This window comes from Arthrobacter rhizosphaerae (genome assembly GCF_023062595.1).
Lineage (GTDB): Bacteria > Actinomycetota > Actinomycetes > Actinomycetales > Micrococcaceae > Arthrobacter > Arthrobacter rhizosphaerae.
In genome coordinates, this window is sequence record NZ_JALLAN010000014.1 from 1 (window position 1) to 15244 (window position 15244).

Genomic DNA, 15244 nt, shown 5'->3' on the forward strand with positions numbered 1-15244 from the left:
CGCTCTTCCGATCTACCCTGGATCCAGGGTGCGGCCGTCCTTTTTGGTTCAGATATCTGTGAAGCCAAGGCCCTTAGCGGCTGCGGCGTTCGTTGGATGCCGGAGCCGAGGCGCGACGGGGGCCGCTGCGCGCGGGTCGGCCTGAGCCGCCGTTGCCGCCGGACTTCGAGCCTCCATTGCCCCCACCCGAGTAGGATCCGCCCGAGGTGCCACCGGTGTTCGAGGACCAGACAGCAGCGTTTCCGCCCGACTTGGCGCCGGCCGCAGCACGCTGTCCCGTTGCAGGCCGTCCGCCACGCTGGCCACCGGAGGTAGCCGGGCGTCCGGTGCCGCCGCGGGGAGCATCGCTGCGGGTAACGCGTGAGTCCGCGCGTCCGTCCGAACCGCGGCCAGCCGATGCACGGCCACCTGCTGCGGGGACGTCGTTGCGGTGCGTGGAAGCTGCGGTGCCGCGGCCACGGGCGTTGCGGCGTGCGGCCGCTGCGGCGATGGCGCGGTCCTCGTTCTGCTCGATGACACGGTCTGCGGCATTGCGGGCAGCAGCCTGGCCTTCATAGGCCACGGCGCGGCGCTCTGCACGGGGCAGGTCGGTGCGGGGCGCCTCTGATGAAATGCGTCCGCGTCCGCCACGTCCACCACGGCCACCCGCAGTGGGTGCCGCCTGGCGGCGGGCGCGCTTGCGTTCGGCGTTTGCACCGGTGGAGGTGCCGCCACCCTGCTGCTGCGCCTTGGCAGCAAGGAGAGCTGCGCGGGTGCGGGGATCGATCTTGTCGGCCATTTCGCCCACCAGTTCAGCAACCAGGGGTGAGTTGGCGGTGACGCGCTCAAAGTTAACCTCGACGCCGGCAGCCTTCATCAGCTTCTTGACGTCCGACTGCTGCTCCGGCAGGGTCAGCGTGACCACAGTTCCGTCCGAACCCGCACGGGCCGTACGGCCTGAGCGGTGCAGGTATGCCTTGTGTTCGGTGGGCGGGTCAACGTGGATGACCAGTTCGACGTCGTCCACGTGGACACCGCGGGCGGCGACGTCGGTGGCCACTAGGACGCGGACGTCACCGTTGGAGAACTCGGCGAGGTTACGGTCACGGGCGTTCTGCGAAAGGTTGCCGTGAAGATCGACGGCGGGGATACCGGCGTCGGTCAGGGTCTTCGCAAGCTTGCGGGCGTGGTGCTTGGTGCGCATGAAGAGCACTCGACGGCCGGATCCCGAGGCGAGCTCAACGATCAGCTGCTTCTTGACGGTCTGGTCGTTGACCACCAGCACGTGGTGCTCCATGGTGGTCACGGCGGCCTGGGGGTCGTCAACGGAGTGCGTCAGCGGGTTGGACAGGTAACGCTGGACGATCTTGTCCACACCGTTGTCCAGCGTGGCCGAGAACAGCAGTCGCTGGCCCTGGCTCGGGGTCATGTCCATGAGCTTCTTGACCACGGGCAGGAAGCCGAGGTCGGCCATGTGGTCGGCCTCGTCCAGCACGGTGATCTCGACGGCTTCGAGGGTGAGGATGCGCTGGCGGATCAGGTCCTCGAGGCGTCCCGGGCAGGCGATGACGATGTCGACGCCGGCGCGGAGTGCCTTCTCCTGGCGCGCCTGGGAGATGCCGCCGTAGATCACGGTGGTGTTCAGCCCGGCAGCCTTGGCAAGCGGCTCGATGGTTGCGTTGATCTGGGTGGCCAGCTCACGGGTAGGTGCAAGGACCAGGCCCATCGGGCGTCCGGGCTTGCGGAAGTGCTTGGCTTCCCGCTCAGCGAGTCTTGCTACAAGCGGGATGGCGAAAGCAATGGTCTTGCCGGAGCCGGTGCGGCCGCGGCCCAGGACGTCGCGTCCGGCCAGCGTGTCCGGAAGGGTTTTGACCTGGATGGGGAACGGTTCGACGATCCCCTGGGCTGTCAGGGTGTCGGCAAGGGCTTTGGGCGTGCCGAGGGCAGCGAAAGTAGTCATGTGTTTCAAAGGTCTTTCAGGCGGTATCCATGCGGATATCGGCCCCCGACGCCGGTTGGCTCAGGGGTTCGCCGAAGAAAAGTCAGGTGATCAACCAGGCTGCTGCCCATATTTAGAGGCGGCAGTCGGGACCAAATAGAACGCGTTCATCGACGCAGGATGTGCCTCTCACATGAAAAAACCCACTCCCTGCCGGACAAATCCTTCGGGGAACCGGTTGATGAACCGGTTCAAAAGTGGGCATCACTGCACATCAAGTTCCACCAGCTTAGCATCCGGTTGGACCTGTCACGGACAGTGCGACGCTGCCGCCGCTCAACAGTGGCCCTGTGCCTGGCCCTTCAGAGCGGCTAGTATCCGAGCTGAATGTCGTGAGAGAAGGCACTGACCGAAGCGAATGGGGGCGCGATGGCAACGGAAAGACCGGACGGGAAAATCGCCATTATCGAACAGCTCTCGTGGCTGGCACGCGAAGACCAGCGGCTGCAGCCTGCAAGCCGGGGCAGCTGGATGGCGTCGACCGATGAGCAGAATCGGGAAATGCTGGAAACTTCCTTGGCTTTCCTTTCCGAGCTGCGCCTTCAGACATTGGAAATGCTCAGGCAGGAAGCTCTCCGTACTGACAGCCTCCTCACCGAGGATCCCCTTGCCGGCAGGCTGCAGGCTGATCGCCACGTAGCTGCATTCCTGATTCGCTTTTGTTCCCCTCGGAAACCTGCCCCCTACAGGCCTGCCCCTACAGTCGCGATGATTGAGTCGTTCCTGATCGATCTGATTTACTACCGGGACATCCTGGCGAGTCATGGTGGCCCGATGTTCACCAGCGTTTTGGCACGCGTCAAGAAGGTTTTCGGCCTTACAGCTGCTGACAGTTTGGCTGAGGCCGGGGCAGCAAAGTTCGGCATCGGGAAGGTCCTTGCGGTTCTGGATGTTGCCGCCTGCATCTTTGCCCTGCAGTTCGAAAAGACCTCGGCGCACATCAACTCCAGAATGGGCTACGCAGGCTTGGATGCCTATGCCGATGCGAAGGATGACTGCCATTTTATGACCCCGAGGTTTGCTCGCTTCATCATGGATGATTCGCCAACTGCGGAGCAACTGGCGGACCTCATGAAAACGGACGGTCTGGCGCAGTACGACGTGTCGCCGACCAACATCGACCATGCCAGGTTCGCTGCAGAGCTTTCCAAGCTTTACGAGGGCTACAGGGAGCAGGCCAGGAATGAACCTCCCGCAGCGAGTCCTCCTGACCTGCCCGACGAGTGCAGCGCTGAAAACGGAAAATCCTGCTACCTCGTCGAGGGAATCCAAGCGCCCGCCACCTTCGTCACCGACACAGCCGAATACCACCTGACCCGCCGGCAACTCGACCAGAAGCTGCAACGCCGGAAGATTCTGCTGGCCAAGATTGTGCCAGCTGCAACGGTGACGCTTTTCCTCCTGATGTCAGTCCCCGTGATGACTGGTCTGGTGGCCGAACCGTCCATAAGAGGCTGGCTCGGAGTTGCCTGCCTGATGTTCTTTGAAGCCGCCTTGGGAGTACTTCTCGGGAACGGGATCGGAACCATGATGAACACCGCGGCCACCGGATTCTTTCGCACCTCCCGTGAGCTCAACCAATATACGGTCCTCCAGGGGAGGCGAAGTAGAGACTTTCTGGCGGGGCTCCGCACACTCAGGCCTGAATTGTTCCGTCATTCGAACGTGGCTGGCCTGCCCAGGCTCTTTACGCTCTTTATGGACCGGGAAGGACTGCTCCTCCTGGGCAAGGGGCGGGAGCCCCGTGTTGTTGCCGGTTTTCATTGGCGGCACTTGACCGGATCTTCAGGGGACGTTCCAGGTCACAGCGTCATACTGACCGTCCGACAAGAGGGCCAGGAAGTCCCCCTCACGTTCCGCCTCGAGCGGGCCAAGGCCGTATGGACGACTCGCTCCTATGCCTTCGAACACCCCCTTTCCGCAGTTCTAGCGTCAATCGACGGGGCCCGCCTTCTCCGGCGGATGGAAGCTGGAGAACCTGGAGAACCCAAAAATCAAGGAAACCAGGAGGAGCTGGCCCAGGATTACGAGCGCACGCCCCGCCCGCCACTTCGACTCCCGAGCATCATCGAAACCCGCCGATTGCTGTGGCAGCAGGGCAAAGTTCTTGCAGGCACGGTGCTGGCCTGCGCGCTTGGCCCGCTGGTATTGCAGCTGCTCGTAGGTTAGGCCCTGGATGCGAAACGCGCATGGTGAGAAAGGTGTTAACCGGAAATTACACAGCCCGCAGAAGGCTGTAACACGGCGAGCGCAGGATGGCCCTATGCCGGGATAAGTGCACCACTTGCCGAAAGGGTCCGCCCATGATTCTGAAGAACCTCTTCCTCCAAGGCATCTTCCCCTTTGTGGGAGCCGGGCTGGATAAACCCGTCCCCATCCACAGCCAGCTTTCCCACTTCGTTCCCGACGGCGTCATCAACCAGATTCTCTACTTCCGCGGCGGAAACTCCTCCCCCGAGCTGATCACGGTGGCACTCATGAGGGACGGCATCCCTCTGCGGTACTTCCCGATCGGAGCAAAAGGGGACGTCCATGTACCCCTGCGGGTGGTAGAGGACATCGACGGCGGTTCGCTGATCGAGTTGAGGCTGCTGGCGGACACGGGGGTAACCGGTTCAGTGGTGGTGGACCTGGGCATGGTGGAGCACTGATGACCGCCACGGCCAGGTCCGCCCGGTCCGTAACCAAGGACTCCCGCCGCCGGTTAGTGGTGATCGGCAATGGAATGGCCGGAGCCCGGGCGGTGGAGGAGATCCTGGCGCGCGGCGGGGGCGCCCAGCACAGGATCACCATGTTCGGCGACGAACCCTACGGCAACTACAACCGCATCATGCTCAGCCACGTCCTTTCCGGCGACGAGGATGCGGGCGATATTTTCCTCAACTCCCTGGCCTGGTACCAGGAAAACAACATCACCCTCCATGCAGGAATCCGGGTGGAGAGAATCGACCGCTTCGCCAAGCTGGTATTTTCCGACGACGGCAGGGCAACTCCCTACGATGTCCTGATCATTGCCACGGGGAGCCGCTCGTTCATGCCCGCAGTTGACGGGCTGTACACGGCTGGCGGACTCCTGCGTCCGGGAATCTTCGCTTTCCGCACCATCGAAGACACACAGAACATGGTGGCGTACGCCCAACAGGATCATCATCACCGTGCGGTGGTGATCGGCGGTGGTCTGCTGGGCTTGGAAGCCGCGCGCGGTCTGCAAAGCCACGGTATCGACGTCGAAGTGGTCCACTCGGGCGGGCACCTGCTGAATACCCAAATGGGACCGGACGGCGGCGCCGTCCTGCGGCGCAGCGTGGAGGCCCTGGGAATCAAAGTGCACACCAGCAGCCGGACAACGGCAATCCTCGGAACGGACAAGGTGGAGGGAGTCCAGCTCCGGGATAAACCGGACATCGAGTGCGACATGGTGGTGCTTGCCGCGGGGATCCGGCCGAATGTCGACGTCGCAGTCACCAGCGGGTTGCCGGTCGAGCGAGCGATTGTTGTTGATGACCAGATGCGGGTACCAGACGAGGATGAGATCTATGCTGTGGGCGAGTGTGTCCAGCACCGCGGGGAAGTCTATGGGCTGGTGGCACCCGTCTGGGAGCAGGCTGCGGTCCTGGCTGACCATGTAACTGGGGCTGACCCGTCGTCGGCCTATCTTGGTTCCCGGACCGCCACCAAACTCAAGGTGGCCGGCGTCGACGTCGCCTCCATGGGGCTGCAGGCCCCGGAACGTGACACTGACGAGCACGTTGTTTTCTCCGAGCCCAGCCGCGGCGTTTTCAAGTCGATAGTGATCCGGGACAGCAAGATTGTGGGCGCAACGCTGCTGGGTGACAGCCGCAAAGTGGCTTACCTGACCCAGGCGTTCGACCGCGGCCTGCCGCTGCCGGAGGAACGTGTCTCCCTGCTCTTCGACATCGGCGGACCCGGCGAGGAAGCGGGTGTGGCTGAGCTGGATCCTGACGCGCAGGTCTGCAATTGCAACGGCGTCAGCAAAAAAGCGATCGTGGAAACTGTCAAGGGCGGCTGCAACACCGTGGCAGGCGTAATGGATGCCACGCGGGCCGGAAAAGGCTGCGGCTCGTGCAAGCTGCTGGTGCGGCAGGTTGTGGAGTGGGCCGCCGACGGCGCCGTGGCGGAGGATCCTGCTGCCGGCTACTATGTGTCGGGCGTGCCGCTCGAGAAGGCCGCGCTGATGAAGGCCATTCGGCAGCAGGGGCTCCGCTCCGTCTCCGCGGTCTTTGCAGCACTGGCCCCGGGCGGTGCGGAGGACGCGAAGTCGAAGATGGGCCTCGCCTCGCTGCTGAAGATGATGTGGGCGGACGAGTACATCGACGAGCGTGATGCCCGGTTTATCAACGACCGCGTCCACGCCAACATCCAGCGCGACGGCACCTTCTCGGTGGTGCCCCAGATGAAAGGCGGGGTGACGACGCCGGATCAGCTCCGCCGTATTGCCGACGTCGCGGACAAGTACAGCGTGCCGATGGTGAAGCTGACCGGCGGGCAGCGGATCGACCTCCTGGGGATCCGGAAAGAGGACCTCCCGAAAGTCTGGGCTGACCTGGACATGCCCTCCGGTTACGCGTACGGCAAGAGCTTCAGGACGGTGAAGACATGTGTGGGGCAGGATTTCTGCCGCTATGGCACCGGCGATTCAACCACGCTTGGCATCCAGATCGAATCCCGGTTTCAGGGGATCGAATCCCCTGCGAAGTTGAAATTGGCAGTCTCCGGCTGTCCCCGGAACTGTGCCGAGTCCCTGGTCAAGGACGTGGGGGTGGTGGCGGTCGACGGCGGCCGCTGGGAAATCTATATCGGCGGCGCTGCGGGCGCCCACATTCGCAAGGGAGATCTGCTGGCCACAGTGGACAGTCCCGAGACCGTGAAGCTTTTGACCGGGCGCTTTATGCAGTACTACCGCGAGCGCGCCAACTGGCTCGAACGGACGTACTCATTTGTTCCCCGCGTGGGCATCGACCACCTTCGCTCCGTGATTGTTGATGACTCTGAAGGGCTTAGTGCTCAACTGGACGCGGCCATGCAGGCGTCAGTCGACAACTACGTTGACCCTTGGACTGAACGCGGCGACCCGTTCACTCCAGGACAGTTCCGTACCTCGCTTCCGCTTGAGGTCCTCCCCCAGGTGCCGGTCCGATGAGTGCCGGTGCGGCAACTTCCGGTGCGGCGAGCGGTGGCGATGAGGTGAGCGGGGCGCTGCACAGGCTCGGGCCGCTTGACCAGGTGCCGGTTGGGGAAGGCCGGTCCTTCGGCGTCGACAGCCAGCAAATTGCGGTGTTCAGGCTCCGGGACGGTTCCCTGCGGGCTGTCTCTGCCGTCTGCCCGCACCGGGGCGGCCCGATCGCTGACGGCACCATCGACCAGCGGGAGGTCCTCTGTCCCCTCCACCAGCATGCGTTTGAACTGGACACGGGATGTTCCACCACCGGAGCCCCGGCGCTGCAGACCTACCCGGTTTTTGTAGACGCTGACCAGAACATCGTGCTTCAACTGGACACGGATCGCCCCGCGCGCAGTGGGCGCTCTGCACTTGCGCCGGGAAGCGGCACTGGGCCCTAGTGCGGATGCGACGACTTGGCCGCGGAGTGGTTGGCCTTGGATTTAGCTTTTCGCTTTGACTTTGGGGCGGTGGCTGGAGTCCAAGGCATCGAACTCCTCCTGCCAGTGCGTCAAATCATCGTCCATATACCGCCGGTGGGAGGCGCTCCACTTGGGCCAAATGTCGGACGTGGCCTGCGCCGGAACCGGAGTTGGAACATGAGGGCGAAGCTGCGCGGGGGCCAAGACCCGGGCAGCCCGCTGAGCACGGGCCCGGGTACTGTACCGGGTTTCTGCTCTGGCCTGGGCTTCGGCCTCGGCACAAGCTCTGGCCTCCGGTGGGTGGAGAGCTTCGGTCCGGGCGCTGTACTGGTACGGGGGCCGGGCCGGGATCTCGGGGCCAGGGCGCCAGGGGATGGCACGACGTCGGGGGTTTCGCTCAATAAGCCAGACCACGGCTCCAACCAGGACCCAGATGACCCATATAGCCCCCAGCACAACCAAGGCAACGATGTACAGGGCAACAAGGATCAGCGTCCCGGCCGCACCTAAAAGCACCACCATGCTCCATTTTAGTCATTCAGTCCGTGACGGGGTTGTCTGGCCGGCTCATGATTTGATCAAGGTTCTGTGGCAGGGTGGTGGCCATGAAAGACGCCAAGGATCCGCACCACAGCCACCCTGGTCACTCTGAGCAGCCCGAGCACCAGCACGAGCATTCACCGGATGCCGGGAGCAGGACCCACACGGCCGACAACGCCCAAGTATGGGACGCCATGTACAGCAGCCGGCCCAAAGTCTGGAGTGGCCAGCCCAATCCGCAGCTGATCGCTGAGGCTTCCGGGCTTGCGCCCGGCACCGCCCTCGACCTGGGCTGCGGCGAAGGAGCCGATGCGATCTGGCTCGCCCAGCAGGGCTGGACTGTTACGGGTGTGGACGTTTCCGCCGTCGCCCTGGAACGGGCGGCTGCGCATGCGGCCGACGCCGGCTGCCGGGTTGAGTGGATCAGGCAGGACCTCGTCGACTGGATCCCGGAGCAAGAATACGACCTGGTCAGCGCCCAGTTCTTGCATTCGGACGTTATGGCCTGGCAGGACGCCCTGCGCCCGGCAGTCTCAGCCGTACGGGCCGGCGGGACGCTGCTGATCGTGGGCCACCATCCGGACGGGCTGCCGCCCGGTGGAAGGCACCACTCCCCCGACAAGTTTTTCACCGCCGAGCAGGCCGCTTATGAACTCGGAATCGGATCTCCCGGCTGGAAGGTGGAGACAATGGATTCTCGCGAGCGCAGCACCAAAAGTCCGGACGGGAGCCAGATAACAGTGGCCGACGCCGTGCTCCGCGCTACGAGGCTCGGTCGCGGGTAGGAGTCTGCACCCCAGGTGCCTCTGCTGCCGCTGCGTGAACCGCTCGATCCTGTACCCGCGGTGCAATGAACACCGCGGCGACGGCGATGACCACGGTCAGGGCGAAGACGCCGGCGAAGGAGGCTCCCGCCGTCGTCAGGGCCGTGAAGATAATCCCGGTGGTGGCGAGGGCGAGGGCTCCGCCAAGGGAATCCGAGATGGACATGGCCGAGCTGTTGAAGCCCTGGTTATCCGGTGTCGAAAGTGCCAGGGTCATGACGCTCAGCCGCGGGTACATCAGGCCCATCCCGGCTCCGGCGAAAATCCAGCCGATAATCGCGACGGCGGCCGGCCAACTGAAGAGAGTTGTCACCAGCGTCGTGGCAACTGCCCCCAGCACCAGCAACGATCCGATCCGCACGGCCATCCGGTTCTCGAGCCGGCCGCCAAGCCGGCCCTGCACAGCCGAAGCGCCCGCCCAGGCCAGCGCCCCGCCCGTCAGTGTCAGCCCGGCAAACGTGGGAGAAAACTCATACCGCTCCACCAACAGATACGGCAAGTAAACCTCGGCACCGAAGAACGCCGCCGAGACCAGGCCACGGCTGAGGATGACACTCGGCAGGCCAGGACGTGCAGTGAGGGTTCCACGTGGAACCAGCGGGCGCACGGCAAGCAAGGCAATCACGACGGCGGCCACGGCCAGAACTCCCCCTACCGCGGGAACTCCGGATCCAAGGTTCATGCCGAGGACAGCGACGGCAGCGAGCCCGGCCCAGGCGAGGCGTCCATACGCCCAGGGCTTTTGCTTCCCTTCCTGGGTGTCCTCGGATGGCCCATGCAGGCCGCGGAGGGCCGGAATAATCATGAGCAGGGCAGGCACAACCAGTCCCACCACTCCCAGGAAGACCCAGTGCCAACTGGTTGCCTGAGCAACGATTCCTGCGGCAAACGGTCCGATGAGGGACGGGATCACCCAGGCTGCAGCGAAACCCGCGAAAATCTTGGCGTGCAGCACCGGCGGATAAACGCGGGCGACCACAACGTAAAGGGCCACCGTCATGGCGCCGCCACCCAGTCCTTGAACCAGTCTGCCCACGACAAGGATGCCCATGGTCCCGGCCGTCCCTGCTACCAGGAGCCCCAGGACAAACATCACTACTGAGGTGTACAGGGGACCCACAGGGCCGCGGCGGTCGGACCAGTTTCCTGCGGCCACCATGCCGATGACTCCGGTGGCCAGCGGACCCGCAAAGGCCAGCGCGTACAGAGAGGCCCCATCAAGTTCGCGGCTCACCAACGGCATGATCGTGGTCACTGCGAGCGATTCGAATGCGCCGAGGAAGACCAGAGCGCAGGCACCCACTGTGACCAGCAGGTAGGGGCGATGGAAGATTCCGGAGCTTGCGGTCAAGGTGGGAGGGGCGGAACTTTGCACGGGTACGGCCTGATCGGTAGTCATGGACGTTACCGTAGGACCTCAACTAAGGTTGAGGTCAAGGTTCGGTCCGGTGTCGGTTTTCGTGGTGCGTGTTTGTTTTTGTCGGTCCGGGACCAACGGAAGGCTAAAGGGGAAGCATGCCACAGGTACCGGGCGGAACGCACCATGTTCTATCGATAGGTGAGTTGGCCGAGCGAAGCGGAGTGGCGCCGTCGGCCCTTCATTTCTACGAACGCAACGGCCTCATTCACTCGGTCCGCACTTCGGGGAACCAGCGCAGATACCGCCGTGATGCTCTTCGCCGCGTCGCATTTATCCGGGTTTCCCAGCGCGTAGGGATTCCGCTGAAAGACATCGGAGCTGCACTGGACTCCCTGCCTGAGGCCCGAACGCCCACCAAGCGCGACTGGGCCCGGCTCTCCAGGCTGTGGCGCTCCGAACTCGATGGGCGGATTCAGGCACTGGAGCATCTGCGCCGTGACCTGGACGGGTGCATTGGCTGTGGCTGCCTGAGCCTGAAAGCGTGCAGGCTGCAGAATCCCCAGGACGAACTCGGCGGGACCGGCAGCGGAAACGGTCCCCGCCGCTGGGAATCCTGAAATCCCCAACTAGGTAGCAGCACATGCTGTTCTGACACCTCAAAACCGCACCTACTGCTACCTAGTTGGGCTAGGCCGTGCTGGAGGAGGTTCCCAACGGGATCACGTGAGGCCTGCCGGCCGTTGGCTCAGTGACAATGTGGGCGTTGAGCCCGAACACCTCCTGCAGAAGCCGGGCCGTGACAACCTCCTGGGGCGCGCCGCTGGCAACGATGCCGCCGTCCTTCATGACCACCATGTTGTCCGAATAGCGGGCAGCCAGGGAAATGTCATGGAGCACCATCACCACCGTGCGGCCGTTGCGCCGGTTCAGCCGCCTGACCAGCTCCAGAACGTCCACCTGGTGGGCCAGGTCCAGATAGGTGGTTGGCTCATCCAGCAGCAGGATGCCGCTGTCCTGCGCCAGGGTCATCGAAATCCAGGCCCGCTGCCGCTGCCCGCCGGACAGGTCCTCGAGGGGAGTGTCGGCCAAGTCGGCGAGGTCCGTTTCCACAAGGGCAGCCTCGACCGCTGCCTGGTCCCCTGCCGAAAACTGCTGGTACCACTTCTGCCGTGGATGCCGGCCGCGGGATACGAGATCGGCCACTGTCAGGCCCGACGGCGCGGTGGGCGTCTGCGGCAGGATGCTCAGACAGGTGGCGATGTGCTGGCTGGAGAGCTGCGGGAGGGCGACGCCGTCGAGGGTTACCTGACCGGATCGGGGCGTGATGAGCCGTCCCAATGCACGCAACAGGGTGGATTTCCCACAGCCGTTCGGGCCAATGATGGTGGTCACCTGCCCTGAAGGAACATCCAGGCTCAAGTCGCGGATGATGTCCGGCCCGTCGTAGCCAAGGGTGAGGTTTTCCGCCCGCAGCTGCGCAGGAGCCAGTTGTGCAGAATCGGTGGTGACAACGCTCATGTGAGCCTCCGCTGGTATTTGAGGATCAGGTAGATCAGGTACGGTGCGCCCACCACCGCGGTGGCCACTCCTACAGGCAACGGCGCGGAAAGTGCATTCGCCGAGACGGTGTCGGCGAGCAGCACAAACACAGCACCGACCAGGGCCGAGAGCGCTATGGGGGGCACCACCGACCGGGAAATCATCCTTGCCACCTGGGGGCTCGCAAGCGCCACGAAGGCCACAGGCCCGGCAACTACCGTTGCAACGGCTGCCAGCAGCACGGCAAGGGACAGTGCCGTCAACCGTATGCGTCCCACCCGGGCTCCGAGCCCGACGGCGGTATCCTCACCGAAGCTGGCAAGCAGCAGCCACCGTCCGCACAGCAGCGCCGCAGCCAGAAGGACGACGGCGGCCGCCGCCATTGGCTGCACTATGGCCCAGTCCTTGCCGTTGAGTGAACCCATCATCCAGGTCAGGGCCTGCGCAGCGCTGGTTACGTCCCCGAGTGTCAGAATCCACGTGGTGAGGCTCGCGGCGAGCCCGGAGATGCCAAGGCCTACGAGTACCAGCCGGTAGCTGTCGATGCCGCGCCGGTACGCCAGCGCATAAACTGCTGTGCCGCTGATGATGCCGGCAGCGAACGCAGCTGCCGGCATGCCGATCAAGGCCGCCGCCCCGCTGAGGCCCGCGTGCCCGCCGCCTCCAATCACCAGCACCGTCACGGCGCCGAAAGAGGCTCCTGCGGTCACGCCCAACACGTCAGGGCTGGCGAGGGGGTTGCGGGCCACTGTCTGGGTGATGGCTCCCGCCGCTGCCAGGCAGGCACCCACCAGAACTGCTGCCATGGTCCTTGGAGCCCGGAACTCGGTGACCGCGAGGTGGATTTTCTTCTTGGAGGTGTCCCCGAAGAGGGCCGCGATGACGTCCGGATAGGACAGCGGCGTGCCGCCGAAGGCCAGGTGCAGAGCCACGGCGGCCAACAACAACACCACCAGGATGCCGCTGACCGCGAGTGCCCTCGGGTAATACCGCAGCGACACCGGCCCGAACCTCAGGGCCCGAATAGACTTGAGGGTGGACTTAAGCGGGGATCCGAGGGAGTGTGTGCCTTCAAAGGCGACGGCGCCGCCGTCGGACTCCCCCGAAGCAGACTCCGCAAAAGCGGGTTCAGTGGAACTTTCCGTGGAACCCTCCGCCTGGCGCTCTAGAGGCCTGGACGTACTCATACGGCCACCAGTTTCCGCCGCCGGGCCAGATAAACAAAGAACGGTGCTCCGATGACGGCCAGCACCACGCCGACGGACAACTCTCCCGGCCGCGCAATCACCCGTCCCGCCGTATCGGCCAGGAGCAGGACGGTGGCTCCAGCCAGAGCCGCCGCCGGAACCAGCCAGCGGTAATCGGGACCCATCAGGGCCCTGGCAAGGTGCGGCACCACGAGGCCGGCAAAGGCGATGGGGCCGGCAAGGGTCACCGCGCAGCCCGCAAGGAGGGTGATGGCCGCAATCCCCACGCTCCGGGCCCGAAGAACGGAAACACCGAGGGACGTGGCCGTATCCTCCCCCAGGGCGAGGGCATTCAGCGGCGCGATGTTGGCCAGGGTCAGCAACAGTCCCGCCACCACGAAAGGCCAGATGACCTCTAAGGCGTCATTGCGGACCGCGAGGGATCCCACCTGCCAGAACCGCAGTGTGTCCAGGGCCTGGTCGTTGAGGAGCACGATGCCGGCCACGAGGCCTGAACATAGCGCCGTCACCGCAGCCCCCGCGAGGACGAGGGTAATCGGCGTGGCCCCGTACCGTGCGGCCGAGCCAATGAGGAAGACGAGCACGACGGCGGCGAGGGCACCGGCGAAGGCCAAAAGCGCCTGCGCCAGCGGGGCCACCTCTCCCGCAATTGCCGTCACCGCAACGATGGCGAGGGCAGCCCCCTGATAGACACCGAGCAGGCCGGGATCGGCAATGGGATTACGCGTGTGCCCCTGGACCAGCGTTCCGGCAAGCCCCAGACATAGGCCCACCACAACAACCAGAATGGTGCGCGGCCAGCGCAGTTCCTGGATGGTGACATCCATCACAGTGCCGCTGGGGGTGAAGATCGCATGCCAGGCCTCCGACACGGAGGATGGCTGGCTTCCCACACACAAACTGATCAGCAGAGAAACGAAAAGAAGGAGCAAAAGCGCCAGAAGGCCCCTGAGCCGTTGCCGCCGCGAACGCCCGGCAGCCGGGCGCGCGGCGGCACCGTCAACGCGTTGCGGTGACTTGGTTGCGGTCATGTGGCCATCCATTACGTCAAAGTTTTGGGACTTAATTCCAAACAAACTGCTACAGTCTACGACGGACAGCTAAGGCTGCCCTAACCGCACCCGTTGTTCGAATGTGTTCGACGCCACTTTGACTGGAAAGCTCCCCATGAACGCTCGCACCCTCACCCGGCAGCTCACGGCTGCCGCCGCCGGCCTGGCCCTGCTCGCCACCACGGGCTGTGCCGCCACCGCCGGAAACACCGCTCCGGCGCCATCGTCTGCAACAGCCGAGGCTGCCGACGTCACCTACCCGCTCACCCTGGATCACGCAATGGGTCCCACCACCATTGATTCCCAGCCCAAGCGTGTTGTCGCGTTGGATCCCAGCTACATCGACGCCACCCTGCTGCTCGGGGCCGAGCTGGTGGGCTTTGTCCAGTACCGGCAGGATCCTGACAACCCCTTCGCCCCGTACCTGGGCGACGTCAAGGACGCCACCAAGGACGCCGTCAACGTCGGAACCATGGCTGAACCGAACCTTGAGAAGATCCTCGAGCTCGAGCCGGACCTGATTGTTTCGGCAAAGGTTCGCCAGGAAGCTCTGTATCCACAGCTCGCCAAGATCGCCCCGACCATCTTCTCCGTCTCCACAGGCCCCACCTGGAAAGAGAACGTAGTGTTCCTGGGCGAGGCCCTGGGCAAGAAGGGGAAGGCGGAAAAGCTCGTTGCCGATTATGAAGCGCGGGCCAAGGCCGTTGGCGATGAGATCCTTGCCAAAAAGCCGGACGCGACGTACTCGCTGGTCCGTTTCACCGGCGGCGATACAGCCCGCCTGTACTCCTCCAAGTCCTTCATCGGTGAAATCATGTCCGACATGGGCGTTCCCCGTCCGCAGGGCCAGCCCGACTCCACGGAACAGATCTTCGTTCCGCTCTCACAGGAGCAGATCCTGGGTGCCGATGCTGACATCGTCCTGGTAAGCGCCTTCACCCCCGACGGCGCGGAAGGCGATGCAAGCCGTTCCCAGAAGGAAAAGTTCACCACCAATCCCCTGTGGAACCGCCTGAAGGGCAACATCCTTGAGGTCGATGATGGGACGTTCCTTGCCTCCGTGAGCATCCAGGGGGCGCACGCCGTGATCACTGATCTCGCCAAGCAGTATGGCGTGGATCCGCACCTCCCGTAATCAGGAA

At 64.2% G+C, this 15244-nt stretch carries 13 protein-coding genes; 7 read left to right on the forward strand and 6 right to left on the reverse strand.

Going from position 1 to position 15244, the window contains the following annotated elements:
* Nucleotides 1-73: 73 nt before the first annotated feature.
* A complete protein-coding gene (locus MU551_RS17195; protein ID WP_247046548.1) occupies nt 74-1939 on the reverse strand; it encodes a DEAD/DEAH box helicase in 1866 nt (621 codons plus the stop codon).
* A 408-nt stretch (nt 1940-2347) separates the two neighbouring features.
* Here MU551_RS17195 and MU551_RS17200 point away from each other — a divergent pair, with 408 nt between their 5' ends.
* From MU551_RS17200 to MU551_RS17215, 4 genes are all read left to right on the forward strand, one after another.
* Nucleotides 2348-4147, forward strand: coding sequence for a hypothetical protein (locus MU551_RS17200; protein WP_247046549.1), 1800 nt, complete (start codon nt 2348-2350; stop codon nt 4145-4147).
* A 134-nt stretch (nt 4148-4281) separates the two neighbouring features.
* A complete protein-coding gene (locus MU551_RS17205; RefSeq protein WP_247046550.1) occupies nt 4282-4629 on the forward strand; it encodes a molybdopterin oxidoreductase in 348 nt (115 codons plus the stop codon).
* Entirely contained in the window at nt 4629-7139 is a 2511-nt protein-coding gene (nirB, locus tag MU551_RS17210) for a nitrite reductase large subunit NirB (protein WP_247046551.1), read from the forward strand. The genes MU551_RS17205 and nirB overlap by 1 nt, the downstream gene beginning before the upstream one ends.
* Nucleotides 7136-7558 (forward strand): Rieske (2Fe-2S) protein, encoded by a 423-nt coding sequence (locus MU551_RS17215; protein WP_247046552.1) that lies wholly within the window; start codon nt 7136-7138, stop codon nt 7556-7558. The genes nirB and MU551_RS17215 overlap by 4 nt, the downstream gene beginning before the upstream one ends.
* 42 nt (nt 7559-7600) lie before the next feature.
* On the opposite strand, the gene MU551_RS17220 is transcribed toward MU551_RS17215, so the two are convergent.
* Complete coding sequence (locus MU551_RS17220; protein ID WP_247046553.1) at nt 7601-8101, reverse strand: hypothetical protein; 501 nt, start codon at nt 8099-8101, stop codon at nt 7601-7603.
* An 83-nt stretch (nt 8102-8184) separates the two neighbouring features.
* Between MU551_RS17220 and MU551_RS17225 the strand changes: the two genes are divergently transcribed.
* Nucleotides 8185-8904: an SAM-dependent methyltransferase gene (locus tag MU551_RS17225; RefSeq protein ID WP_308198322.1), complete on the forward strand. Its 720-nt coding sequence runs from the start codon at nt 8185-8187 to the stop codon at nt 8902-8904.
* Here the strand turns inward: MU551_RS17225 and MU551_RS17230 are convergent.
* On the reverse strand, nt 8882-10342 hold the full coding sequence (locus MU551_RS17230; RefSeq protein ID WP_247046554.1) for an MFS transporter: 1461 nt from the start codon (nt 10340-10342) through the stop codon (nt 8882-8884). The two genes, MU551_RS17225 and MU551_RS17230, sit on opposite strands and share 23 nt — an antisense overlap.
* A 116-nt stretch (nt 10343-10458) precedes the next feature.
* Here MU551_RS17230 and soxR point away from each other — a divergent pair, with 116 nt between their 5' ends.
* A complete protein-coding gene (soxR, locus tag MU551_RS17235) occupies nt 10459-10920 on the forward strand; it encodes a redox-sensitive transcriptional activator SoxR (protein ID WP_247046555.1) in 462 nt (153 codons plus the stop codon).
* 70 nt (nt 10921-10990) lie between these two features.
* Here soxR and MU551_RS17240 read toward each other — a convergent pair whose 3' ends face one another.
* Genes MU551_RS17240 through MU551_RS17250 form a run of 3 tightly spaced genes read right to left on the reverse strand, consistent with a single transcriptional unit; the run spans nt 10991 to nt 14081 of the window.
* Nucleotides 10991-11821, reverse strand: a complete 831-nt coding sequence (locus MU551_RS17240) for an ABC transporter ATP-binding protein (RefSeq protein WP_247046556.1) — start codon at nt 11819-11821, stop codon at nt 10991-10993.
* Nucleotides 11818-13029, reverse strand: coding sequence for a FecCD family ABC transporter permease (locus MU551_RS17245; RefSeq protein ID WP_247046557.1), 1212 nt, complete (start codon nt 13027-13029; stop codon nt 11818-11820). Before MU551_RS17245 ends, MU551_RS17240 begins: the two co-directional genes overlap by 4 nt.
* A complete protein-coding gene (locus MU551_RS17250) occupies nt 13026-14081 on the reverse strand; it encodes a FecCD family ABC transporter permease (protein WP_247046558.1) in 1056 nt (351 codons plus the stop codon). Before MU551_RS17250 ends, MU551_RS17245 begins: the two co-directional genes overlap by 4 nt.
* Nucleotides 14082-14217: 136 nt before the next feature.
* On the opposite strand from MU551_RS17250, the gene MU551_RS17255 reads away from it, so the two are divergent.
* On the forward strand, nt 14218-15237 hold the full coding sequence (locus MU551_RS17255) for an ABC transporter substrate-binding protein (RefSeq protein WP_247046559.1): 1020 nt from the start codon (nt 14218-14220) through the stop codon (nt 15235-15237).
* Nucleotides 15238-15244 lie beyond the last annotated feature (7 nt).